We start from the raw sequence: 24451 nt of genomic DNA, 5'->3' as shown, positions 1-24451 counted from the left end.
GTTGTCGGCGTGTCCGCGCCAATGTGCCCCGGAGTGCTGCGGGGTTGAGCCGCCAATGCTTCTGGCCGTGGGTGCCGGCAATAGCCTGTCCTGTTCGACGGGCCGCCTGTTTATTTCTCCCCAAGGAGTCGCTTGATCGCTTCAGCAAGCATTCCACGTATGGATGTGTCCTCGCCCAGATGAGACCGCTGGTCAAAGATCAGTCTTTCAAGTTGGTTCTCTTGCTGGTTCCGGGCCAACCAAACTATGCCTAGTTCCGTGATGACCTCTTCAGCGGCTTGGTCCGTGACCGGGTAGAAATCAAGCATCTCTTCTTCCGGAGTAGAGCTTGGTATGAAGGTCCAAGTCTCCAGAGCGTCCGGATAAACCAAAACCAGATGATCTGCCCACGTTCCTTGGGTAATTACTCCGACACGGCCGTCGTGCCCCCAGAAGCCTGGGTCGCGTAACGCTGCCACTCGCACCTTCTCCGCTTGGGGTTGATCTGCAACGAACAGTAAGTCATTGGGCCTCCCAGCCGCATCCCGCTGAGCCCGGCCTTTTGCCGTCCGGGGGCACTTTGAGGGCAATGTTCGACGGCTGGCCCTGGTTGTCGGCGTGTCCGCGCCAATGTGCCCCGGAGTGCTGCGGGGTTGAGCCGAGAAGAGGCCAGCCCTCAGCCGAGCGGGCGCGGTGTGGCCGGCGCCGTCAAGGCGGCCAGGGCCATGCTTTCCAGCAGCGGCCGGGCCCGTTTGAGGGCCATCCGGCGTCCGTGGTTGCGTACCGAATGCGGCGTGGAGTTGATCAGGCCGAAGGTGGCGTGCGCGCGCATCCGCAGCTCGGCCGGATCGGTGTCCGGGTGCAGCCCGGCCAGGACGTCCACCCAGAGCTCGACGTAGTTGCGTTGCAGGGTGCGGACCTCGGCCTCGTCGTCGTCGTCGAGGTTGCTGAAGTCCTGGTCCTGGACCCGGATGACGTCCGGGTTGCTGAGCGCGAAGTCCACGTGGAATTCGACCAGCCCGGCGAGGGCCGCGGCGGCACCCTCGGATCCGGCCACCACACTGCGGCCGCCCTCCAGCAGGTCCTGGCTGACACTGAGCAGCAGGGCCCCGAGGACCGCCTGCTTGCCGGCGAAGTGGCGGTACACGGCGGGCCCGCTGACCCCGGCAGCGGCGCCCAGGTCCTCCAAGGAAACGCGGTTGAAGCCGTCCGCTGCGAAGAGGGCGGCCGCCGCAGTGAGCAGCGCCTTCCGGCGGTTCTCCTTGGCCTGGCTTCGCTGGGTTGTCTGGCTGGACTCGGTCACCGGCGTCCCTCTCGACTGTCCTGTGTTGAGACTATCCTGTGTTGGACATCACAGTTAATAGAGACTAACCTAAATCTCAGTTATGCGTTACTAACCGAAATGGCCGGGACGCCCCACGGGGGCGGGCACCGCACGGCCGGGGACGGAAAGCAGTCAATGGAGACAATCGCCAGCCAGCTGGACGCGGGCAGCCCGGGCTATGCCGCGAACCGCGAGGCGCAGCTCGGCCTGGCCCGGGAGCTGAAGGACCGCCTCGCCGCCGTCGCGCTGGGCGGGCCGGAGAAGTCCCGGCAACGGCACGTGGCACGCGGCAAGCTGCTCCCGCGGGAACGGATCGACCGGCTGCTCGACGACGGCAGCCCCTTCCTGGAGATCGCCCCGCTGGCGGCCGAGGGCATGTACAACGGCGACTCGCCGGGCGCCGGGGTGATTGCCGGGATCGGCCTGGTCCACGGCCGCCAGGTCCTGGTCATCTCCAACGACGCCACCGTCAAGGGCGGCACCTACTATCCGATGACGGTGAAGAAGCACCTCCGGGCGCAGGAAATCGCGCTGGAGAACCGGCTGCCCTGCATCTACCTCGTGGACTCCGGCGGCGCCTTCCTGCCAAAGCAGGACGAGGTCTTCCCGGACAAGGAGCACTTCGGCCGGATCTTCTTCAACCAGGCCAAGATGTCCGCAGCCAAGATCCCGCAGATCGCCTCGGTGATGGGCTCCTGCACCGCCGGCGGCGCCTACGTTCCCGCGATGAGCGACGAGACCGTGATCGTCCGCAACCAGGGCACCATCTTCCTCGGCGGCCCGCCGCTGGTGAAGGCCGCGATCGGCGAGATCGTCACGGCCGAGGAACTTGGCGGCGGCGAGGTGCACTCCAAGATCTCCGGCGTCACCGACCACCTCGCCGAGAACGATGAACACGCCCTGCAGATTGTCCGGGACATCGTCTCCACCCTGCCGAAGCCGGCGGCCCCCGTCTGGGACGTGGACACCGTCGTCGACCCCGTTGCCGACCCGGACGAGCTGTACGGAGCGGTGCCCACCGACGTCAACGCGCAGTACGACGTCCGCGAGGTTATCGCCCGGCTGGTGGACGGCAGCCGCTTCCACGAATTCAAGAAGAACTACGGCACCACCCTGGTCACCGGCTTCGCGAAGCTGCACGGCCACCCCGTAGGCATCGTGGCGAACAACGGCGTGCTCTTCAGCGAGTCCTCGCTCAAGGGCGCGCACTTCATCGAACTCTGCGACCAGCGCGGCATCCCGCTGATCTTCCTGCAGAACCTCTCCGGCTTCATGGTCGGCAAGGACTACGAGCAGGGCGGCATCGCCAAGAACGGCGCCAAGATGGTCACCGCCGTCGCCACCGCCCGAGTGCCGAAACTGACGGTGGTGATCGGCGGCTCCTTCGGCGCCGGCAACTATTCGATGTGCGGCCGCGCCTACTCGCCGCGCTTCCTCTGGATGTGGCCGGCCTCCCGGATCTCGGTGATGGGCGGCAACCAGGCCTCCAGCGTGCTCGCCACCGTCAAGCGGGACCAGTACGAGGCCCGCGGCGAGGAATGGTCCGCCGCGGACGAGGAGGCTTTCAAGGCCCCCATCAAGGCCCAGTACGAGGACCAGGGCAGCCCCTACTACTCCACTGCCCGCCTCTGGGACGACGGCGTAATCGACCCCGCAGACACCCGCACCGTCCTGGGACTGGCGCTCGACGTCGTCTCCCGCACCCCGCTGCCGGAGACCTCCTTCGGCCTGTTCCGGATGTGAGCCAGCAATGACTACTTTTTCGTCGACTACTTCTCTTCCAGCACCCCGGAAGCCGCTCTTCGGCACCGTCCTCGTCGCCAACCGCGGCGAGATCGCCTGCCGCGTGATCCGCACCCTCCGGGCCCTCGGCATCCGTTCCGTGGCGGTCTATTCCGACGCCGACGCCGACGCCCGCCATGTGCGCGAGGCGGACGTCGCCGTCCGGATCGGCCCCGCGGCCGCCACCGAGAGCTACCTCAAGATCGAGGCCATCATCCAGGCCTGCCGGGACACCGGCGCCGACGCCGTGCACCCCGGCTACGGCTTCCTGAGCGAGAACGTCGACTTTGCCCGCGCCCTGGAAAAAGCCGGGATCACGTTCATTGGGCCCGGCGTCGAATCCCTGAACGTCATGGGAGACAAGATCCGCTCCAAGAACCACGTCACCGGCTACGGCGTCCCCGTGGTTCCGGGCATCGCCGAACCCGGCATGAGCGACGCGCAGTTGATCGAGGCGGCGGCCGGCGTCGGATTTCCGCTGCTGATCAAGCCCTCCGCCGGCGGCGGCGGGAAGGGCATGCACGTCGTCGAACGGCCTGAGGACCTGGAAGCCACGCTGGCCACCGCCCGCCGGGTGGCGGCGAGTGCCTTCGGCGACGACACCCTGTTCCTGGAACGGCTCGTCACCACGCCGCGCCACATCGAGGTCCAGGTGCTGGCGGACAACCACGGCAACGTCATCCACCTTGGCGAGCGTGAGTGCTCCCTGCAGCGCCGGCACCAGAAGGTCATCGAGGAGGCACCCTCCCCGCTGCTCGAAACCCTGCCCGACGGGGCGGACATCCGTGCCCGGATTGGCGAGGCCGCCTGCCAGGCCGCACGCAGCGTCAGCTACAGCGGCGCCGGCACCGTGGAGTTCCTCGTCTCGGACAACGCCCCGGACGAGTTCTTCTTTATGGAGATGAACACCCGGCTGCAGGTCGAACACCCGGTCACCGAGATGGTCACCGGCGTGGACCTGGTCGAATGGCAGGTGCGGATCGCCGCCGGGGAGGAACTCACCCTCCGCCAGGACGACGTCGTGCTGACCGGACACTCGGTGGAGGCCCGGGTGTACGCCGAGATACCGGAGAAGAACTTCCTTCCATCCATCGGACGCGTCGTGCTGCTGGACGAAGAGCCGGATGCCGCAGCGGGCCGCGTCCGTGTCGACTCGGCCCTGCTGGAGGGCCTCCAGATCTCCAGCAGCTACGACCCGATGATTTCCAAGGTCATCGCCTGGGGCGGGGACCGGGCGGAGGCCCTGGACACCCTGGACCGGGCGCTCGCCGGGTACACCGCCCTGGGCATTGACACCAACGTCGAGTACCTGCGGCTGCTGATCAATGACGCCGATGTCCGCGCCGGACGCCTCGACACCGGCCTGATCGAACGCAAGATGCCCGAGTTCACGTTCCGGCATGCGGGCGACTTCGAGGTGGCCGCTGCCGCCGTCTTCGCCGCGGCGATGCGGGAACCCGATTCAGTTGATGCCGGGGAAGGACCTTGGCACCGCCGTGACGGCTGGAGGCTCGGTATAGCTGCCCCGCGCCGGATCAGTCTCGGAACGCCCGACGGCGGAATCGCCAACGTTGAGGTGTCCGGCTCGCTAGGGCGGGGGACTGCGACGGTCAGCGTCAATGGCGGCCCGCAACGCACAGCATCGTTGGGTTTCGCCGGGCGCGACCAGGCAGAGGTGACCCTCGACGGGGAAGCCCGAAGGTTCTCCCTTGCACAGGTGTCCACGGGACCCCACCACCCGGGGCCGGACAGCCCTGCGCCCACCGACATATTCCTCGGCAACGACGGCTGGTCCTGCCGCCTCGAGGTGCTGAGCCGCGAGGCCCGGCTCGCCCGGGTGCTGGCCGCCGTCGAACGCGAGGAAGGCGCCGCCGACCCGGCGGTGCGCTCGCCGATGCCCGGCACCGTGGTGTCCGTCTCGGTCAGCAACGGCGACACCGTGACAGCCGGCCAGGTCCTGCTCTCGGTGGAGGCCATGAAGATGGAGCACCAGCTTGTGGCGCCGCTGGACGGCACCGTCCACATCAGCGCCGGCACCGGAGACCTCGTCAAGGCGGACCAGGTGCTGGCCACCATCCACCCCGCCGAGCCGTCGAAAGCCGAAGACACGATCGAAGAAGCCGTCATCGCGATGGGCGCGGCGGACTAGCCCCGTACGCCCACCACCACACCACAGCCACACCAGACACAGGAGTCACCCCCATGCCAGATTTTGAACTCAGCGAGGACTACCAGGACCTCAGCAACACCGTCCGCGAATTCGCCGACCAGGTGGTGGCCCCGGTTTCCGCCAAGCACGACGAAGAGCACAGCTTCCCCTACGACGTCGTCTCGCAGATGGCGGACATGGGCCTGTTCGGACTGCCGTTCCCGGAAGAGTTCGGCGGCATGGGCGGGGACTACTTCGCCCTCGCCCTGGCCCTGGAACAGCTCGGCCGGGTGGACCAGTCGGTCGCGATCACCCTCGAGGCCGGCGTCTCGCTCGGCGCCATGCCGATCCACCGCTTCGGCACTGACGCGCAGAAGCAGGAATGGCTGCCGCTGCTGGCCTCCGGCAAGGCGCTCGCAGGCTTCGGCCTGACCGAGCCCGAGGCCGGCTCCGACGCCGGCGGCACCAAGACCACCGCGCGCCTCGAGGGCGGGGAGTGGGTCATCAACGGAAACAAGGAGTTCATCACCAACTCCGGCACCGATATCACCAAGCTCGTCACCGTCACCGCGGTGACCGGCCAGGAGGAACGCCCGGACGGAAGCATCAAGAAGGAAATCTCCACCATCCTGGTGCCCGCCGGCACGCCCGGCTTCACGGCGGAGAAGGCCTACAACAAGGTCGGCTGGAACGCGTCGGACACGCACCCGCTGACCCTCGACAACGTCCGTGTCCCCGAGCAAAACCTGCTCGGCACCCGGGGCCGCGGCTACGCCAACTTCCTCTCCATCCTCGACGAGGGCCGGATCGCGATCGCTGCCCTGGCCGTCGGCGCCGCCCAGGGCTGCGTGGACCAGTCGGTGAAATACGCCAAGGAGCGCAGCGCCTTCGGCCAGAACATCGGCAAGTACCAGGCCATCGCGTTCAAGATCGCCCGGATGGAAGCCCGCGCCCACACCGCCCGCCTGGCCTACTATGACGCGGCCGCCCGGATGCTCGCCGGCAAGCCGTTCAAGACACAGGCGGCCATCGCTAAGATGGTCGCAGGCGAGGCAGCCATGGACAACGCGCGGGACGCCACCCAGGTGTTCGGCGGCTATGGCTTCATCAACGAATTCACCGTGGCGCGCCACTACCGCGACTCCAAGATCCTTGAAGTCGGCGAAGGCACCACGGAGGTCCAGCTGATGCTGATCGCCCGCGAACTGGGACTGTAGCCGGCCGGAAGGGTCACCGATGATCAACAAAGTTGTTGCCAGCGCCGCCGAGGCCGTCGCGGACATCCCCGACGGCGCCTCCCTCGCCGTCGGCGGCTTCGGGCTGTGCGGCATCCCGGTGGCGCTAATCGACGCCCTGCATGAGAGCGGCGCGACCGACCTGGAAACCGTGAGCAACAACTGCGGCGTGGACGACTGGGGGCTCGGCATCCTGCTCAAGGACGGCCGGATCCGCCGCACCATCAGCTCCTACGTGGGGGAGAACAAGGAATTCGCCCGGCAATACCTGGCCGGCGAACTCGAAGTAGTCCTCACCCCGCAGGGCACGCTGGCCGAGAAGCTGCGCGCCGGCGGAGCCGGCATCCCGGCCTTCTACACGCCCGCCGGCGTCGGGACCCAGGTCTCCGACGGCGGCCTGCCGCAGAAGTACGACGCCGACGGGACCGTCGCGATCGCCTCCGCGGCCAAGGAAGTCCGCAGCTTCCACGGCGCCGACTACGTGCTGGAGGAGGCGCTGACCCCCGACTTCGGCCTGGTGCACGCCTGGAAGGGCGACCGGCACGGCAACCTGGTGTTCCATGCCACTGCAATGAACTTCAATCCGCTCTGCGCCATGGCCGGCCGGATCACCATCGCCGAGGTCGAGGAGCTCGTGGAGCCGGGGGAGCTGGACCCGGAGCACGTCCACGTCCCCGGCATCTTTGTCCAGCGGGTGGTCCTCGCGCCGCAGGCGGAGAAACGGATCGAAAAGCGCACCACCTCCGGCACCACCTCCGGCACCACCTCCAGCACCACCGAGAAGGCAGGAGCATAGCCGTGGAGACGAACAACGCGCAGGGCGCGCCGCCCAGGCCCGAAGCGGTCCGGCACGAATACCGGCGCTCCGCCGTCGAACACCCCGCCGGCGTGCAAGGCAAGGGCTGGACGCGCAACGAACTGGCCGCCCGGGTGGCCCAGGAACTGCACAACGGCCAGTACGTCAACCTCGGCATCGGGATGCCCACGCTGATCCCCAACTACATTCCGGCCGGCGTCGAGGTGGTGCTGCACTCGGAGAACGGGATCCTCGGCGTCGGGCCCTACCCGGCCGAGGACCAGGTGGACCCGGACCTGATCAACGCCGGCAAGGAAACGGTCACCGTCAACAAGGGCGCCGCGTTCTTCGACTCGGCCGCATCCTTCGGCATGATCCGCGGCGGCCACGTCGACGTGGCGGTGCTCGGCGCCATGGAAGTGGCGCAGAACGGGGACCTCGCCAACTGGATGATCCCCGGGAAGATGGTCAAGGGCATGGGCGGGGCGATGGACCTGGTCTTCGGCGCCAAGAAGGTCATCGTGATGATGGAGCACGTGGACCGCAACGGCAACCCGAAGATCGTGGAACGGTGCACCCTGCCGCTGACCGGCAAGGGCTGCGTCGACCGGATCATCACCGACCTTGCCGTGATCGACGTCGTGACCGAAGGCGGCAAGTCCCGGCTGGTGCTGCGCGAGCTGGCGCCCGACGTCACCGCGGAGGACGTGGCCGCGGCCACCGGCGCCGAACTCTTCGAGGAAGACCAGGAACTCACCGTATGACAACGAATGCAGCGCCCGGGCCCGGAACCGGCCGCCGGGTGATTGAACAGCGCGGCCTCTACTTCGACGAACTTGAAGAGGGCGTGCTCTACGCGCACCGGCCCGGCCGGACCGTGACGGAGACGGACAACGTCCTGTTCACCACCATGACCATGAACACCCAGGCGCTGCACCTCGACGCCGCCTGGAGCGCCGGACAGCCGTTCGGCCAGCGGCTGATGAACTCCATGTTCACCCTCGCCACCCTGGTGGGGCAGTCCGTCCCGCAACTGACCCAGGGAACCATCATCGCGCAGCTGGGACTGACCGACGTGTCCTTCCCGCACCCGCTGTACCACGGGGACACGCTCTACACGGAGACCGTGGTCACCGGCAAGCGGCTCTCCTCGTCCCGGCCAGGCCAGGGCATCGTGACCATGCAGCACACCGGCCGGAACCAGGACGGCGTCGTGGTGGCCCTAGCGACCCGCAGTTGCCTGATGTGGACGCGGGAGGCGCATGCCTCGCAGCAGGAACCGGCGCAGCAGGCACCGGGGCAGAAAGACGCAGCCGAAAAGGGGACAATCGAAGCATGAGCTTCCTGATGGGCCCCGCCCTGCTGTTTTGCCCCGCCGACCGACCCGAGCGCTACCAAAAGGCCGCCGAGCGCTCCGATGCCGTCATCGTGGACCTCGAGGACGCCGTCGCGCCGGCCGACAAGCAGCGCGCCCGCGGCGCCATTCTCGCCCAGCTCGGCTCCGCCGGGGACGTCCCCGAACTGGATCCCAGCCGCACAATCATCCGGCTCAACCCGGCCGGTACGGAGGAGTTTGAAAAAGACCTGCACTGCCTCAAGCACACCCCCTACCGGCACGTGATGCTTGCCAAGGCCGAAAGCGCCGCCCAGCTCAAAGAGCTCGAGGGCTACAGCGTGATCGCCTTGTGCGAGACGGCCGCCGGCATCGTCAACGCCGCCGCTATCGCCGCGGAACCCAACGTGGTGGGCCTGATGTGGGGCGCCGAGGACCTGCTCGCCTCACTTGGCGGCACCTCCAGCCGGAGCGACGACGGCGGCTACCGCGCCGTTGCGTTGCACGCCCGCTCCACCGTGCTGCTGGCCGCCCGCGCGTTCGGCAAGGACGCGATCGACTCCGTCTACGTCAACATTCCCGACCTCGGCGGCCTCGGAGCCGAGGCCCGCGACGCCGTCGCGTCCGGCTTCGGCTCCAAGGCCTGCATCCACCCGAACCAGGTGGCCATCGTCCGGGAAGCCTACGCCCCGTCCGAATCCGACGTCGCCGCGGCCACCGAACTGCTCCGCGCCGCCGCTGCCGCCGGAACGGGCGTGTTCCAGTACCAGGGCAAGATGATCGACGGTCCCATCCTCAAGCACGCCGAAGCCACGCTCCGCCGCGCCGGACGCCCGTGACAACTGCCCTCGCGAGATGACACTTCGCGGCAATGCTGCACCCAGGCATTGCCGCGAAGTGTCATCTCGGGCTTAGGGCCCGGTCAGGGCTGGTGGCCGGCCTTTACGGCAAGCACCGGGCAGCCTGCCTCGAGGAGGATCTGCTGGGCCGTGCTCCCCATGATGAGTTTCCCCACCGGGGTGCGCCGCCGAAGGCCGATGACGATCAGGTCCGCCCGGTGCTGTTCTGCTGCCTGCAGGACCTCGGTGGCTGCGTCGTTTCCACGGACCGGCTGCTGGACGAGGTGCTCGATGCCCTCCTTCTTCAGCCGTTCCTCGATCCCGACGATCTCCTCATCCTCGGCGTAGCGCTTGTCCACGAGGGCGTCGCCCCGTGAGGAATTGATCACCACCAGGAGTTTCGCATCCTTGCGGGCCTGGCTGATGGCTGCTTCGAGTGCCGCCGTTCCCTCCGGAGTGGGAAGGTAGCCAACGATGATGCTCATGGTCGCTCCTGTCGTCCTGCTGCTGTGTTTCGGGTGCTGTCCAGATCGCGGTCATCGAAGGGGTGGGGCTTCGCGCCACCGGAGTCTGTCCGGTCAGGGTCAGCCTCCGGCGTGGCGTGCATGCCGGCAAACGCCGGCTCCGCCTGTGGCCGCGACCTGCGCCAGGCCTTCAGCAGCAGCGGCCACGCCAGGATGATCGCCACGATGACGTAGATGCCGACGGCGATCGGCTCGCTCCACAGACCGGCCGGGTCCCCGGCGCTGAGCTGCAGTGTTTTGCGCAGCTGGCCTTCGACCCGGGGGCCCAGGATCACTCCGAGGATGAGCGGCAGGACCGGCAGGCCGAACCGGCGCATCATGAACCCGAGCGCGCCGAGCACCAGCAGGATCACCAGGTCGAACGCCTGCAGGTTCACGGAGTAGGCGCCCAGGGTGGCGAAGAACAGGATCCCGGCGTACAGGTACGGTCGCGGCAGCTGCAGGAGTTTTGCCCAGAGCGGTGCCAGCGGCAGGTTGATGACCAACAGCAGGAAGTTTCCGATGAAGAGGCTGGCAATAAGGGCCCACACCAGCGGTCCCTCGCTCTCGAACAGCTGCGGCCCCGGCTGGATGCCGTACGAGGTGAAGGCCGCCAGCATCACGGCGGCGGTGGCGTTGGTCGGCAGCCCCAGCGCCAGCATCGGGGTCAGGGTGCCGGCCGCCGCCGCGTTGTTGGCGGCCTCCGGTCCGGCGACACCCTCGATGGCGCCCTTGCCGAACTCCTCGGGGTGCTTGGTGAGCCGCTTTTCCGTGACGTAGGACAGGAAAGTCGGGATCTCCGCGCCCCCGGCGGGCAGCGCACCAAACGGGAAGCCGAGCACGGTTCCCCGCAGCCAGGGCTTCCAGGACCGCTTCCAGTCCTCTTTGCCCATCCAGGGCTGCCCCACCGGGATGATGTGGAGCGGGGTCCGGCGAAGGTGGGCGGCCACCCACAGGGCTTCGCCCACGGCGAAGATGGCCACGGCTACCACCACGATGTCGAGCCCATCACTGAGCAGCGGCTGGCCGAACGTGAGGCGCGCCTGCCCTGTGACGGAGTCCATTCCGACCAGCCCAATCGCCAGGCCAAGGCCCAGCGAGGCGAAACCGCGGAGGCGGGAGGAACCGAGCACTGCGGTGACGGCCAGGAGCGCCAGGACCATGATGGCGAAGTAGCTCGGCGATCCGAGGCTGACGGCGAATTTGACCACAATGGGTGCGCAGACCGCGAGGAGGGCGGTGCCGATTGTCCCGGCCACGAAGGAACCGATGGCCGCGGTGGCCAGTGCCTGGGCGGCCCGCCCGGCCTTGGCCATCTTGTTGCCTTCAATGGCCGTGACCACGGACGAGGACTCACCGGGGGTGTTGAGCAGGATCGAGGTGGTGGATCCGCCGTACATGCCGCCGTAGTAGATGCCGGCGAACATGATGAAGGCGCTGGTGGGCTCCAGCACGTACGTGACGGGGAGCAGGAGCGCCACGGTCATCGCCGGGCCCAGTCCCGGCAGGACGCCGACGGCGGTGCCAAGGACCACGCCGATCACGGCGTAGAGGAAATTCATGGGGGTCAGGGCGGTGGCGAAGCCGTCCATCAAGGAACTAAAGACGTCCATTTAGAGGATCCCTTCCAGCAGCCCGGCGGGCAGCGAAATTCCGAGGCCGAGGTAGAAGCCATAGAAGGTGAGCAGGGACAGGGCAACGGAGATCAGCCCGTCGCGGACGTAGTGCCGGCTGCCCAGGGCCCAGACGCTGCCCCAAAAGAGAACGGTTCCGGAAATGACCCAGCCGGCCCAATCAATGATCAGGACGTTGGCGATGAACGCGCCCGCGAGGGGAAGCACGGTCTTCCAGTCGGCAGGATGGGACAGGTCGACGTCCTCGCCGCCTTCAGTCTCGCCGTGTCCGCCCCGCAGTACGTTGATGGCCAGCATCACTGCGCACACAATCAGCAGGCCGGCCACGATGTAGGGGACCGTTTTCGGGCCGACCGGGTCCGATTTGGAGTACGGGGTTACCAGGCCGACGGCGTCCCATAGGACAACCCCGCCGGCCGCCCCGAGCAGGAGGGCGACCCCCAGCTCGGAGCGGCCTTTGAGCCTGGAAGTCAAAGACGTCACGCCAGTCCAAGCTTCGTCAAGACATCGGCCACGCGCTTGTCCTGCTCGGTCAGGAAGGACTTGAATTCGTCACCGGTGAGGAAGGCGTCGGACCAGCTGTGCGACTTGAGGGCCTCCTTCCACGAAGCGGTGCCGTGCATCTTCTCCAGGGCAGCGATCAGGGAAGCCTTGTCGGCGTCGCTGATGCCGGGAGGGGCAACAACACCGCGCCAGTTGCTGAAGACCAGGTCGATGCCGGATTCCTTGAGCGTGGGGGCGTCGACGCCGTCGAGGCGCTTCTCCCCGCTGGTCGCCAGCACGCGGACTTCGCCGGACTCGATCTGCTTCAGGTACTCACCGGCGCCGGAGGCGGCGAAGCCGAGCTTGTTGCCGAGGATGGCCGGAAGGAGATCGCCGCCGCCGTCGTAGGAAACGAAGTTGACCTTGGTCGCGTCGATGCCGACTGCACCGGCCAGCTGCATGGGGAGAAGGTGGTCGGGCCCGCCGGGGGAGGAGCCGCCGCCTACGCTGATCGATCCGGGACTGGCCTTCCACGCGGCCACCAGGTCCTTGATGGTCTTATACGGGGAGTCCTTGGCGACCATGATCGCGCCCGGCTCTTCGATGAGACGGGCCAGCGGAGTGGTGTCCGTAAGCTTCGACCCTGACTTGTTGGTGTAGCTCGCGCCGACGACGCCGAGGCCCATCAGCATGGCGAGGTCGCCGTTGCCCTTCTCGTTGACCACGCGGGCCAGGCCAACCGTACCGCCGGCGCCGGCGAGGTTGAAGACCTCCGTGTTGCTGGCGATCTTCTCGTCGTCGAGGACCTTCGCGGCGGCGCGGGCCGTGGTGTCGTACCCTCCGCCCGGGGTGTTGGGCACCAGGATCTGCAGGCCCGTGATGGGCCCCGCAGCGGCTCCGGAGCTGGCCGTACCGGTGGAGCTCTTGCCGGTGGCACCGCAGCCGGTGGCCATCAGCGCGATGCCGGCAGCGACGGCGGCAATTCGCAATGCGCGGATTTGGCGCATGTTTCCTCTTCTCAAATTTGGTTAGTCAATAATCGGCCAGCGGACTGACCGGTGGTTTGATGTTAGGGGCCGACGTGACGGGGGCCACTCTTGTGTACGCAGAGAAAGTTAAGTTCATTTCGTTCACGTTTCCGGCACTTCACATGGCCCGTAGCGGAGCGGAAGCGGCACCGTTGGGTGGGGTATAGTTCACGGCACCGCCGCGGATTGTGATGCACAGACGCGCCGTTCCCGCGCTCCCGCGGCGTGGCAAGCACCCTGAGGAAAGACAGTTCGTGACTCGACGAAGAGGAATGTCCCTGGCAGGACAGTATCTGGTTCTGCAGTTGCTTATTGTCATGGCCGTGTTGGTGGGCGTCGTCGCCATTTCGCTGGCGCAGTCTGCTGCCGCCTTCGAGCGCATCGAGGGCCGCCGGGCGCTATCCGCCGCCGAAGCGCTGGGCAGCAATCCCGCCGTCCGGGCGTTGCTTCCCGCGGCAGAGCCGGCAAAAGGCTCGGCCCTGCCGTCGGTGGCGGAATCCGTCCGGACGGTTTCCGGGTCGTCGCAGGTCGCGCTCGCCAAGCTGGACCGCACGGTTGTGGCCTCCTCAGACCCGTCCTTGCTGGGCCGCTCGCTGCAACTAGGGGAGAGCCGCGTCATGGAGGGACGGGCCTGGACCGGTGTGGTGGGAGGAACGGGCACCGTCCTGCTCTCAGCCCACGTTCCCGTCCTGGACGATTCCGGCACCATGATCGGCATTGCCTCGATCGGCCGGAACTACCCTTCCGCGTGGGAACGGCTGGGCGACGCCATCCCCAACCTGCTCACTTACCTGGGCGTCGCCAGCGTGCTCGGCGTCGCCGGCTCCTTGTTGCTGTCCCGCAGGGTGAAGCGGCAGACCCTCGGCATGGAGCCGAGCGAAATCTCCGGCCTGGTGGAGAACCGCGAGGCGATGCTTTTCGGGCTCAAGGAGGGAGTGGTGGCACTGGACCTCCGCGGACGGATTACCGTGGCGAACGACAGTGCCCGGGCGCTGCTGGGCCTGCCGCCGGACTGCGTGGGCAAGGACCTGGCCGGGCTCCCGGTTGAACCGGCGCTCAAGGAAGTGATGACCGGCGAACAGCCGGGCCAGGACCAGATGGTTTTGGTGGGGGAACGACTCGTGGTGCTGAACCGGGTTCCCATTCGTTCGAAGGGCCGGGTTATGGGTTCCGTCGCTACCTTGCGTGACCGGACTGAGCTCTCGTCACTGGAACGCGAGCTTGGTGCAACGCGTACGGCCACGGACACCCTCAGGGCGCAGGCCCACGAGTTCGCAAACCAGCTGCACGTCATTTCGGGACTGATCCAGATTGGCGAGTACGACTCCGTGGTGCAGTTCGTCAACGGCGTCACCGTGGACCGGACGCGGCTCAGCGACGACGTGACCAGCCGCATCCAGGACCCGGCGCTCGCCGCTTTGCTCATCGCCAAGTCGAGCCTCGCCGTGGAGCGCGGAGTGCTGCTGCAGCTGGACCCCGCGTCGTCACTGTCGCGGGTGGGGGACGAACTTTCCCGGGACCTGACCACCGTCGCCGGAAACCTCGTGGACAACGCACTCGACGCCGTCACGGGGGCAACGGAGGCCTCTGTCCGGGTCCTTGTCGAGGACAGCCAGGGGGAAGTTGTCGTGACCGTGAGGGACACCGGCCCGGGCATTGACGGCGCGGCGGCCGATGAGATCTTCCGCCAGGGGTTCAGCACCAAGCAACCCGGTCCCGACGGCGGCCGGGGCTTTGGCCTGGCGCTCTCGCGTGTGGTCTGCCGGCGCAGCGGCGGCAGCCTCACAGTGGCTAACGACGGCGGGGCAGTCTTTACGGCCCGGCTGAAAAGGACGCCGGCCAAGCGGGCGCCGGGGAAAGGAAAGGTGGGCAGGCTGTGATCAATGTCCTCATCGTCGACGACGACTTCATGGTGGCAAAAGTCCATTCCGGATTCATTCAGCGCACACCCGGCTTCGCCGTCGTGGGCCTGGCGCACACCGGAGCCCAGGCGCTAGCGGAAACCGCCCGGCTGCAGCCTGACCTGGTCCTTCTCGACATTCACCTCCCCGACATCAATGGGCTGGACCTGATGGCCAGGCTGCGGGAGACGGCGCCGGAACTGGACGTGCTGGTGATCAGCGCGGCCCGCGAGGTCGAGACCGTCCGCCGGGCACTGCGGGGCGGGATCGTGCATTACCTGATCAAGCCGTTTTCGCAGTCGGACCTGCAGGAGCGGCTGGAGCACTATCGCAACGCCTACCAGGGGCTGGACCAGGCCAAGGACGTGGCCGAACAAGCGGACGTGAACCGCGTCTTCGGGCTGGAACGCACCGAGCGCGGGGAGCGGACGGAAATCCGCCTCCCCAAGGGGTGCAGCGCCGAGACCCTGCGGCGGGTGGTCGACGTGCTTCAGGCGGCCGAGGCGGATCTCTCGGCGGCCGAAGTCGCGGACCTGCTGGGCACGTCCCGCGTCAGCGCCCGCCGCTACCTGGAGTACCTGCACGACGAGGCGAGGGTGGGCGTCCGCCTCAAGTACGGCGCGGGCCGTCCCGAGCGACGCTACGAGCTGAAGCCGGCGTGACGCCGCCCGTGTCCGTGTAATCGCCGAGCTGACAGATCACGGCAGTGTTCCTCGCAAACACTGCCGTGACCTGCCACTTCGCGCGGTGCGGGATACTTAAGCCATGCAGCCGCGCACAATCGTCCTCCTCGGATCCACGGGGTCCATCGGCACCCAGGCCATCGACGTCGTCGACGGCGCCCCGCACCTCTTCGAGATCGTGGCCCTCAGCGCCGGCGGCGGCAACCCCGACCTCCTCGCCCGGCAGGCCGTGCACACCCGGGCCCGGGCCGTCGGCATCGCCAGCGGGGATGCGGCGGCGCTTCAACAGCTGATCGACGATGCCGCCCGCGCGGCCGGCGTCACCGGCTACCGTCCGGAGATCATCACCGGCCCCGACGCCTCCACCCGGATCGCGGAAATCCCCGCCGACGTCGTGCTCAACGGCATCACCGGCTCGATCGGGCTCGCCCCCACGCTGGCCGCGCTCAAATCCGGCGCCACGCTGGCGCTGGCGAACAAGGAATCCCTGATAGTGGGCGGAGCCCTGGTCAAGGCGGCCGCCCGCGAAGGCCAGATCGTCCCGGTCGATTCCGAGCACTCGGCGATTGCCCAGTGCCTGCGTTCCGGCACGGCCGCCGAGGTGGACCGGCTGGTGTTGACGGCCTCGGGCGGCCCGTTCCGCGGCATGACGCGGGAGCAGCTGCAGGACGTCACCCCCCGGGATGCCCTCGCGCACCCGACCTGGGACATGGGCCTGATGGTCACCACCAACTCCGCGAGCCTGGTCAACAAGGGCCTGGAAGTCATCGAGGCCCACCTGCTCTTCGACATCCCGCTGGAGCGGATCGACGTCGTGGTCCACCCGCAGTCGGTGGTGCACTCGATGGTCCAGTTCGTGGACGGTTCCACCATCGCCCAGGCCTCGCCGCCGGACATGCGGCTTCCCATCGCCCTGGGCCTGGGCTGGCCGGACCGGGTGGCCGGCGCCGCGCAGCCCTGCGACTGGAGCAAGGCCACCAGCTGGACCTTCGAGCCGCTGGACACCCGGGCGTTCCCCGCCGTCGGCCTGGCCAAGGACGCCGCCGGGCGGGGCAGCACCTTCCCGGCGGTCTTCAACGCCGCCAACGAGGAAGCCGTGACGGCCTTCCACGCCGGCCGGATCCGCTTCACCGATATTGTCGATACCATCGAAGCCGTCCTCAGTGAGCATTCAGGATCCTCCGGGCTGACGGTCGAATCCGTGCTGGATGCTGAACAGTGGGCACGTGCGCGGACGCTCGAGCGTTTGTCCGTGGGAAGTGCCTAAGAAGTAGCCCACCAGTGCCCAGGAAGTAGCAAAGCCCAGCATGAGCCCCGTTGTCCTCTTTATCCTCGGCGTCGTCTTCGTCCTGATCGGCATCGCCGTGTCCATCGCCCTGCACGAGGTGGGGCACCTGGTCCCGGCCAAGCTCTTCAAGGTGCGGGTCACGAAGTACATGATCGGCTTCGGACCCACCATCTGGTCCAAGCGCCGGGGCGAGACCGAGTACGGCTTCAAGGCGATCCCGCTCGGCGGCTTCGTTTCCATGATCGGCATGTACCCGCCGAACAAGGCCGACGGCAGCGTCCGGCCCTCCAGCACCGGCATGTTCCAGTCCCTCGCCGCCGACGCGCGTTCCCTGGCGCACGAGGAAATCGGTCCGGACGACGGGAACCGGGTCTTCTACCGGCTCCCGGTCTGGAAAAAGATCATCATCATGCTCGGCGGCCCCGCGATGAACCTGCTGATCGGCGTGGCGCTGACCGCCGTGCTGCTGATGGGCTTCGGCGTGTCCGCGTCCACCACCACCATCGCCGACGTCTCCAAATGCCAGGTAAAGGCCGGCGAGACCGTGGATCCGAACTCGGCCAACTGCAAGCCCACTCCCGCCGCCGCCGCGGGCCTCAAGCCGGGGGATCGCATCACCTCCTTCGACGGCAGGGCGGTCACCAGCTGGGAGGAGCTCACCGGCTGGATCCGCGCTTCGGCGGGCAAGCAGGTCGGCATCACGGTGGAGCGCGACGGCGCTCCGGTCGCCACCACTGTCACTCCGGTGCTGTCCTCGCGGCCGGTCGTCGGGGCGGACGGCCGGCAAGCCAAGGACGCCGACGGCAAGCTCCGCTACCAGGACGTCGGCTTCCTTGGCATCGGCGCCCAGACCGCGCTAGTGCAGCAGCCGGCGTCGGCCGTGCTGCCGCTGGCCGGTGAGAACATCAAGCAGATCGCCGGCGTCGTCGTGAACCTCCCGGCCCGCGTGGCCGGCGTGGCGCAGGCCGCCTTCAGCGAGGAGCCCCGCGACCCCAACGGTCCCATCAGCGTCGTCGGGGTGGGCCGCGTGGCGGGCGAGGTCGCCGCCATGGAACAGGTTCCGCTGCAGAGCCGGCTGGCCGCCCTGGTTGGGCTGCTCGCCGGGCTTAACTTCGCCCTGGCCGTGTTCAACCTCGTCCCGCTGTTGCCGCTCGACGGCGGCCATGTTGCCGGGGCGCTGTACGAGGGGGCCCGCCGCCAAATTGCCCGGCTGCTGGGCCGGCCGGACCCCGGTGCGTTCGATATCGCCAAGCTGCTGCCGGTGACCTACGTTGTGGCCGCGCTGCTGATGGGCATGGGCGCGCTGTTGATCTACGCGGACATCGTCAAGCCGGTCAACCTCTTCGGCTAGGGCGGCAACGTCCTGCCGGCCGGGCTCCGCGGGCACCGCGGGCTCCGGCCGCCCCCACGGTAACCACTTAACCGTGGGGGACTGTTTAGCTATACTCAGCTTATTTCGGCTGATTTTGAATAATCAGTCCTAAACGGTTGATACATTAGGATCAGCCGCCTAGGGTTGGGCTATGTACGTGATGACCATCGATCAGCGCGGCAGCAGCACCGACGTCGACCGCGTCCCGGGGCTCCTGGCCGAACTTGTGCAGCTTTGCCCCGGCGCACGCTTCGAGCGCTCCGTCGGCGACGAGGTCCAGGGCGTGCTGGAACGCCCCGGCCAGGTCGTGGAGATTGCCCTGCACGCGCTCCGCAGCGGGCGCTGGTATGTGGGCATCGGCGTCGGGTCCGTGGACCTCCCGCTGCCCGCGAGCCCGCGGGAAGGCTCGGGGCCGGCCTTTGTCGCGGCCCGCCTCGCGGTGGAACGGGCCAAGTCCGCCTCCTCCCACGTCCCGCTCGCCGTCGTCTCCGGCGGCCGACGGCGGGGGAGTGGCGCCGGCCCGGCGGACGATTCGCCAGGCGCCCGTGAGTGCGCCAACGCGGAGGCCGTGCTGCGGCTGATCGGGCGCCTTGTCCAGGACCGCACCGCCGCGCAGTGGAAGGTGGTCGACGTGCTGCGCGGCGTCCGGCAGGGACTCGCCGGCGCCCACGGGACCCAGAAGATCGCGGCCAGGCAACTCGGAATCACGGAACAATCGGTGAGCCGTGCGCTGCTTCGTTCCGGTTGGCAGGAAGAATGGGCGGCGAGGCCCGCTGCGGAAATGCTGCTGGCCCTGGCCAACGGCCTGACCGCCGGGCCGGACAACGAAGCCGGCCGGAACGCCGCCCGCCAAGCCCCTAGCGAAGGAGACCGGTGAACACCCTCTGGATCACGCTGGCCCTGCTGATTGCCGGGTTCGCCGGCTGGCCGGTCACCGCCCTGGTGTTCCGGCTCGCCCGGACCATTGATGACCGCTCGGACAGCCGGGCCGACGCCGCCGGCGGTTCCCGTACCCCTGACAGTCCCGACGCGGACGGAACGGTCGACGGCGAGATCACCCGGCCCGCGGCGGCGCCCGCCCTGCCCGCGGAGGACGGCGCCACCCCGGAGGCTGCTGCGGACGGCACCGGACCGATGCCCGCGGTTCCGGGAGCCGGCACCCGCATCCTGCGCGGCGGCGCGATCATCGGCGTGCTCGAACGGTTGGCGGTCTGCCTGGCCATCCTGACCGGCCAGCCCGTCGCGATCGCCTACGTCGTGGCGATCAAGGGCCTCGGACGCTTCGCGGAGCTGAAGGAAACGCCGGTGGCCGCGGAACGGTTCATCATCGGCACCCTCACCTCGCTGCTGTGGGCGGCCGGAGTCGCGGCCCTCGCCAAGGTGCTTTTCCTCGGCTGACATGCCGTCCCGGCGGAAACGGCGCCAGGCGGCGCAAACGGAAGCCGGGCCGGCGTCGGACATCCCCGACAATGCGAACGGGCCCGGGCGGATGGGAACCGGGCGGGCAGGGCGATAGGGTAGCTGTATGACTGTTTTTGCTGTTGAGTACGTTTACGATGCCGAATCCGCCGAAGCCCGGGACGCTGCCCGTCCCGCGCACCGCGAATGGACCGCCGCACTTGCGCAGGAGGGCACCATCCTGGCCAGCGGCCCCTACTCGGACGGCGCCGGCGCCCTGCTCATCTTCAAGGCCGCGGACGAAGAGGCCCTGAATGAGCTGCTCAAGCAGGACCCCTTCGCCGGTGCCAGCGCTATCTCCGGCACCCGTACGATGGCTTGGGCTCCGCTGACCGGCCTGTTGGCCGGCCCTGCGGCCTAGCCCGCACCGCCAATCCCGCCATCGATCCATCGACCTAGAATTCGATTCACAGAGGAGTCCACGTGACCTCGGTCAGCCTGGGAATGCCGTCGGCACCGCCCCCCGTTCTTGCCCCGCGCCGGAAGACCCGCCAGATCAAGGTGGGCTCGGTCGGCGTCGGCTCCGACTCGCCGATCAGCGTGCAGTCGATGACGACGACTCCGACCACGGACATCAACGCCACCCTGCAGCAGATCGCCGAACTCACGGCCTCAGGCTGTGACATTGTCCGGGTGGCCTGCCCGTCCGCGGACGACGCCGAGGCCCTGCCGATCATTGCCAGGAAGTCGCAGATTCCGGTGATCGCGGACATCCACTTCCAGCCGAAGTACGTGTTCGCCGCGATTGAGGCCGGCTGCGCGGCCGTCCGCGTGAACCCGGGCAACATCCGCAAGTTCGATGACCAGGTCAAGGAAATCGCCCGTGCGGCCAAGGACCACGGCACCTCTATCCGGATCGGCGTCAACGCCGGGTCGCTGGAGCCGGGCATCCTGAAGAAATACGGCAAGGCCACCCCCGAAGCCCTCGTCGAATCCGCCGTCTGGGAAGCCTCGCTCTTCGAAGAGCACGGCTTCCACGACTTCAAGATCTCGGTCAAGCACAACGACCCCGTGATCATGGTGGCCGCCTACGAAATGCTGGCGGAAAAGGGCGACTGGCCGCTGCACCTCGGCGTGACCGAGGCGGGCCCGGCCTTCCAGGGCACCATCAAGTCCGCCACCGCCTTCGGCGCCCTGCTCTCCCGCGGGATCGGCGACACCATCCGGGTTTCCCTTTCCGCACCGCCGGTGGAGGAAATCAAGGTGGGCAACCAGATCCTGCAGTCCCTGAACCTGCGCCCGCGCAAGCTCGAGATTGTTTCCTGCCCCTCTTGCGGACGTGCCCAGGTGGACGTCTACACGCTGGCCGAGCAGGTCACGGCCGGACTGGAAGGCATGGAAGTCCCGCTGCGCGTCGCCGTCATGGGCTGCGTCGTGAACGGTCCCGGCGAGGCCCGGGAAGCGGACCTCGGCGTCGCCTCCGGCAACGGCAAGGGCCAGATCTTCGTGAAGGGCGAAGTCATCAAGACTGTTCCCGAAGACCAGATTGTTGAAACACTGATCGAAGAGGCCATGCGTCTCGCTGAAGAGATGGGGGAGTCCGATGGCGAAGATGCTGTCCAGGGTAGCCCCGTGGTTAGCGTCTCGTAGGGACGGCGCCGCAACCGGCGCCGCCACTGGCCTCACCGCCGGCCTCACCGTCAGGGTCCTGGCGGGCGCGGACACCCGTGCCCTGCTGGACCTGGCCCGGCAGGACGCCGTCGCCAACGTCTTCATTCTGTCCCACCTCGAGACCGCCGGGACGGCGTCGCCCACCGCCGGCGGCGCCAGCATCTTCGGCGTGTTCGACGGCGGCGCCCTGGTCGGCGCCTGCTGGGCCGGCGCCAACCTGGTGCCGGTGCAGCTGGATCCGGAGCTGGCCGGCCCGGTGGCAGCCGCGGCGCACCGCGCAGGCCGCCGCTACGCCTCCATCTTCGGCCCCGCCGAGGCGGTCCTGGCGCTCCATGCCGCGCTGGAGCAGTTGGGCCATTCCGCCCAGGAAATCCGCAGCGAGCAGCCACTCCTGACCATCGCCGGGCCGCCGGCCGTCGAGCCCAACCCTGCGCTTGGCTTCGGCCACCTCGCCGACTTCGACCGGATCCTGCCCGCCTGCGCGGCCATGTTCGAGGAGGAAGTGGGCTATTCGCCTTACCTGGGCGGCCGCGAGTACTACAGCCGCCGGGTCAAGGGCCTGATCCGGGCCGGCCACTCGCTGGTCCATCTGGGTCCGGACGGCGACGTGGTGTTCAAGGCCGAACTCGGTGCGGTGACACCGGAGGTCACGCAGGTGCAGGGCGTCTGGATGAACCCGGCCTCCCGCGGGCTGGGCCTGAGCGCCGGCTACATGGCCGCCGTCGTGGTCCTCGCCCAGACCCTGGCGCCTGTCACGAGCCTGTACGTCAACGACTTCAACACCCGTGCCCGCGCCAGCTATGAGCGGGTGGGTTTCCACCAGGTGGGAACTTTTGCGACCGTGCTCTTCTAGACACGTTCGTGACAGCCATTTATGACAGAAATCTGGTTGCAGACTCTTGTTTTAGCGACTTGGATCACATAGGTTCTAGCTAGCCGCGCCGTGCAGGCGCGTGCGGTCTCAGGGGGAAACCAACCATGGGCTGCGGGTGCCACCCGGCAGGGCAGCATCAGTCAACCCGGCAGCCTTGGACTTAGCGGCACTGGGGTCGCAGGGGCCACGCCATCACAGGATGACCAGCCGGAAACGGCCAGGGGCTTCCGTGTCATGGCGTGGCTCTTCCATTTCCGGAAGGGAACCCGGGCCCCGGCTTGGCGGTAGATTAGTCTCTGGACATTTTCGTACCTACCCAGTCCACCCGCACTTCCTCAGAAACGGATACCTCCCAGTGGTCCTTCGACTCTCAAAGCTGTTCCTGCGCACCCTGCGTGAAGACCCCGCCGACGCCGAAGTGGCCAGCCACCGGCTGCTGGTCCGGGCCGGCTACATCCGCCGCGCGGCCCCGGGCATCTACACCTGGCTGCCGCTGGGGCTGAGTGTGCTGCGCCGGGTGGAGCAGATCATCCGTGAGGAAATGACCGCCATCGGCGCGCAGGAAGTGCATTTCCCCGCGCTGCTGCCCAAGGAGCCCTACGAGGCGACGAACCGCTGGACCGAGTACGGCGACGGCATCTTCCGGCTCAAGGACCGCAAGGGCAATGACTACCTGCTGGCTCCCACGCACGAGGAAATGTTCACCCTGCTGGTCAAGGACCTGTACTCCTCGTACAAGGACCTGCCGCTGAGCATCTACCAGATCCAGAACAAGTACCGCGACGAGGCCCGTCCCCGGGCCGGCCTGCTGCGCGGCCGCGAATTCATCATGAAGGACTCCTACTCCTTCGACGTCGACGACGCCGGCCTGGACGCCAGCTACGCCGCACACCGCGGCGCCTACCTGAAGATCTTCGTACGCCTCGGCCTGGAGGTCATCCCGGTCACGGCCACGGCCGGCGCCATGGGCGGGTCCAAGAGCGAGGAATTCCTGCACCCGACCGAGATCGGAGAGGACACCTTCGTGCGCTCCGCCGGCGGCTACGCAGCCAACGTCGAAGCCGTCACCACCGTTGTCCCCGCGGACATCGACTTTTCCAACGCCCCGGCCGCGGAGGTCCGCGACACCCCGGACACGCCGACGATCGAAACGCTCGTCGACGCCGCCAACGCCCTGGCTCCCCGCAGCGAGGCCGACGGCGGCGCCTGGACCGCCGCGGACACGCTCAAGAACGTGGTCCTCGCCGTGACCCTGCCCACCGGTGAACGCCAGCTCGTCGTGATCGGCGTGCCGGGCGACCGCGGCGTGGACCTCAAGCGCGTCGAAGCGAACATCGGCGCCTTCCTGCCCATCGGCGGCGAGATCACGCTCGAGGCAGCCAACGAGGAAGACCTCAAGAAGCAGGCCCTCCTGGTCAAGGGCTACATCGGCCCCGGCCTGTCCCTGGACTCGCCGCTGCTCGGTGCCGAAGCCGCCTCGAAGCTGCTCTACCTCGTTGATCCCCGCGTGGTCCGCGGGACCGCCTGGGTCACCGGCGCCAACGAGGCCGGCAAGCATGTCTTCGGCCTGGTCGCCGGCCGCGACTTCGGCTGGGACGGCGTAATCGAGTGCACCGAGGTGCGCGCCGGCGACGAAGCCCCCGACGGTTCCGGCCCGCTGGAAACCGCCCGCGGCATCGAGATGGGACACATCTTCCAGCTAGGCCGCAAGTACGCCGAGGCCCTGGACCTGAAGGTCCTGGACCAGAACGGCAAGCAGGTCGTCGTGACCATGGGCTCTTACGGCGTCGGCGTCACCCGCGCGGTGGCCGCCCTGGCCGAATCCAACCACGATGACAAGGGACTGGTCTGGCCGCGCGCCGTCGCTCCGGCCGACGTCCACGTCGTCGCGGTGGGCCGCGGCGAGGAGATCTTCGCGGCCGCCGAGCAGCTGGCCCTCGACCTGGAGGCCGCCGGCCTCGAGGTCATCTACGACGACCGCCCCAAGGTGTCCCCGGGCGTCAAGTTCGGCGACGCCGAACTCGTGGGCGTCCCCACCATCCTCGCCGTCGGGCGCGGGCTGGTGGACGGCGTCGTGGAGATCAAGGACCGCCGCAGTGGCAACGCCGAGAACGTAACCGTTGACAAGGCCGTTGATTACGTGGTCAACGCCGTCCGCAACAACTGACCCGCCCCGGCG

Annotated in this window: 23 protein-coding genes; 17 read left to right on the top strand and 6 right to left on the bottom strand. The window is 68.0% G+C overall.

Annotated elements, in window-relative coordinates; translation table 11 throughout:
* Positions 1-110 precede the first annotated feature (110 nt).
* A complete protein-coding gene (locus AC1DH3_RS15485) occupies positions 111-458 on the bottom strand; it encodes a hypothetical protein (protein WP_476909713.1) in 348 nt (115 codons plus the stop codon).
* A 197-nt stretch (positions 459-655) separates the two neighbouring features.
* Positions 656-1282 carry an SACE_7040 family transcriptional regulator gene (locus tag AC1DH3_RS15480; RefSeq protein ID WP_441419331.1) on the bottom strand — a complete coding sequence of 209 codons (627 nt, stop codon included), beginning with the start codon at positions 1280-1282 and terminating at the stop codon, positions 656-658.
* Between the two features lie 156 nt (positions 1283-1438).
* Between AC1DH3_RS15480 and AC1DH3_RS15475 the strand changes: the two genes are divergently transcribed.
* From AC1DH3_RS15475 to AC1DH3_RS15445, 7 genes are read left to right on the top strand one after another with little or no spacing between them, the layout of a single operon-like run.
* Positions 1439-3046 (top strand): carboxyl transferase domain-containing protein, encoded by a 1608-nt coding sequence (locus AC1DH3_RS15475; RefSeq protein WP_441419332.1) that lies wholly within the window; start codon positions 1439-1441, stop codon positions 3044-3046.
* Positions 3047-3053: 7 nt separating this feature from the next.
* The gene (locus tag AC1DH3_RS15470; protein ID WP_476909712.1) at positions 3054-5234 is read left to right on the top strand and encodes an acetyl/propionyl/methylcrotonyl-CoA carboxylase subunit alpha; all 2181 of its coding nucleotides are present in this window, start codon (positions 3054-3056) and stop codon (positions 5232-5234) included.
* Between the two features lie 53 nt (positions 5235-5287).
* Positions 5288-6451, top strand: coding sequence for an acyl-CoA dehydrogenase family protein (locus AC1DH3_RS15465; protein WP_476909711.1), 1164 nt, complete (start codon positions 5288-5290; stop codon positions 6449-6451).
* Positions 6452-6470: 19 nt separating this feature from the next.
* Entirely contained in the window at positions 6471-7265 is a 795-nt protein-coding gene (locus AC1DH3_RS15460; RefSeq protein WP_476909710.1) for a CoA transferase subunit A, read from the top strand.
* Between the two features lie 2 nt (positions 7266-7267).
* On the top strand, positions 7268-8029 hold the full coding sequence (locus AC1DH3_RS15455; RefSeq protein WP_476893539.1) for a CoA transferase subunit B: 762 nt from the start codon (positions 7268-7270) through the stop codon (positions 8027-8029).
* A complete protein-coding gene (locus AC1DH3_RS15450) occupies positions 8026-8604 on the top strand; it encodes a MaoC family dehydratase (RefSeq protein ID WP_476893540.1) in 579 nt (192 codons plus the stop codon). The genes AC1DH3_RS15455 and AC1DH3_RS15450 overlap by 4 nt, the downstream gene beginning before the upstream one ends.
* Complete coding sequence (locus AC1DH3_RS15445) at positions 8601-9437, top strand: HpcH/HpaI aldolase/citrate lyase family protein (RefSeq protein WP_476909709.1); 837 nt, start codon at positions 8601-8603, stop codon at positions 9435-9437. The genes AC1DH3_RS15450 and AC1DH3_RS15445 overlap by 4 nt, the downstream gene beginning before the upstream one ends.
* Positions 9438-9520: 83 nt before the next feature.
* On the opposite strand, the gene AC1DH3_RS15440 is transcribed toward AC1DH3_RS15445, so the two are convergent.
* From AC1DH3_RS15440 to AC1DH3_RS15425, 4 genes are read right to left on the bottom strand one after another with little or no spacing between them, the layout of a single operon-like run.
* Positions 9521-9922 carry a universal stress protein gene (locus AC1DH3_RS15440; RefSeq protein WP_476909708.1) on the bottom strand — a complete coding sequence of 134 codons (402 nt, stop codon included), beginning with the start codon at positions 9920-9922 and terminating at the stop codon, positions 9521-9523.
* Complete coding sequence (locus AC1DH3_RS15435; RefSeq protein WP_476909707.1) at positions 9919-11553, bottom strand: tripartite tricarboxylate transporter permease; 1635 nt, start codon at positions 11551-11553, stop codon at positions 9919-9921. The genes AC1DH3_RS15440 and AC1DH3_RS15435 overlap by 4 nt, the downstream gene beginning before the upstream one ends.
* Positions 11554-12057 carry a tripartite tricarboxylate transporter TctB family protein gene (locus tag AC1DH3_RS15430; RefSeq protein WP_441419341.1) on the bottom strand — a complete coding sequence of 168 codons (504 nt, stop codon included), beginning with the start codon at positions 12055-12057 and terminating at the stop codon, positions 11554-11556.
* Positions 12054-13064 (bottom strand): Bug family tripartite tricarboxylate transporter substrate binding protein, encoded by a 1011-nt coding sequence (locus tag AC1DH3_RS15425; protein WP_476909706.1) that lies wholly within the window; start codon positions 13062-13064, stop codon positions 12054-12056. The genes AC1DH3_RS15430 and AC1DH3_RS15425 overlap by 4 nt, the downstream gene beginning before the upstream one ends.
* A 293-nt stretch (positions 13065-13357) precedes the next feature.
* On the opposite strand from AC1DH3_RS15425, the gene AC1DH3_RS15420 reads away from it, so the two are divergent.
* The 10 genes from AC1DH3_RS15420 (at position 13358) to AC1DH3_RS15375 (ending at position 24439) form a co-directional block, all read left to right on the top strand.
* Positions 13358-14965: a sensor histidine kinase gene (locus AC1DH3_RS15420; RefSeq protein ID WP_476909705.1), complete on the top strand. Its 1608-nt coding sequence runs from the start codon at positions 13358-13360 to the stop codon at positions 14963-14965.
* Entirely contained in the window at positions 14962-15648 is a 687-nt protein-coding gene (locus AC1DH3_RS15415; protein ID WP_476893546.1) for a response regulator, read from the top strand. The genes AC1DH3_RS15420 and AC1DH3_RS15415 overlap by 4 nt, the downstream gene beginning before the upstream one ends.
* Before the next feature lie 103 nt (positions 15649-15751).
* Positions 15752-16936 (top strand): 1-deoxy-D-xylulose-5-phosphate reductoisomerase, encoded by a 1185-nt coding sequence (gene dxr / locus AC1DH3_RS15410; protein WP_476909704.1) that lies wholly within the window; start codon positions 15752-15754, stop codon positions 16934-16936.
* A 40-nt stretch (positions 16937-16976) separates the two neighbouring features.
* Entirely contained in the window at positions 16977-18308 is a 1332-nt protein-coding gene (locus AC1DH3_RS15405; protein ID WP_476909703.1) for a M50 family metallopeptidase, read from the top strand.
* A gap of 172 nt (positions 18309-18480) precedes the next feature.
* Positions 18481-19206 (top strand): MarR family transcriptional regulator, encoded by a 726-nt coding sequence (locus tag AC1DH3_RS15400; protein ID WP_476909702.1) that lies wholly within the window; start codon positions 18481-18483, stop codon positions 19204-19206.
* Entirely contained in the window at positions 19203-19727 is a 525-nt protein-coding gene (locus AC1DH3_RS15395; protein WP_476909701.1) for a hypothetical protein, read from the top strand. Before AC1DH3_RS15400 ends, AC1DH3_RS15395 begins: the two co-directional genes overlap by 4 nt.
* A 127-nt stretch (positions 19728-19854) precedes the next feature.
* Positions 19855-20148, top strand: a complete 294-nt coding sequence (locus AC1DH3_RS15390) for a YciI family protein (RefSeq protein WP_441419349.1) — start codon at positions 19855-19857, stop codon at positions 20146-20148.
* 62 nt (positions 20149-20210) lie between these two features.
* Positions 20211-21377: a flavodoxin-dependent (E)-4-hydroxy-3-methylbut-2-enyl-diphosphate synthase gene (gene ispG, locus AC1DH3_RS15385; RefSeq protein ID WP_138769799.1), complete on the top strand. Its 1167-nt coding sequence runs from the start codon at positions 20211-20213 to the stop codon at positions 21375-21377.
* A complete protein-coding gene (locus AC1DH3_RS15380; RefSeq protein WP_476893551.1) occupies positions 21340-22251 on the top strand; it encodes a GNAT family N-acetyltransferase in 912 nt (303 codons plus the stop codon). The genes ispG and AC1DH3_RS15380 overlap by 38 nt, the downstream gene beginning before the upstream one ends.
* A gap of 376 nt (positions 22252-22627) precedes the next feature.
* Entirely contained in the window at positions 22628-24439 is a 1812-nt protein-coding gene (locus AC1DH3_RS15375; RefSeq protein WP_476909700.1) for a proline--tRNA ligase, read from the top strand.
* The last annotated feature ends 12 nt before the right edge of the window (positions 24440-24451 follow it).

The organism is Arthrobacter sp. 05L428 (assembly GCF_056397665.1).
Note: the sequence above shows the minus strand (reverse complement) of the source record. Positions and strands in the feature narration are given on the sequence as shown.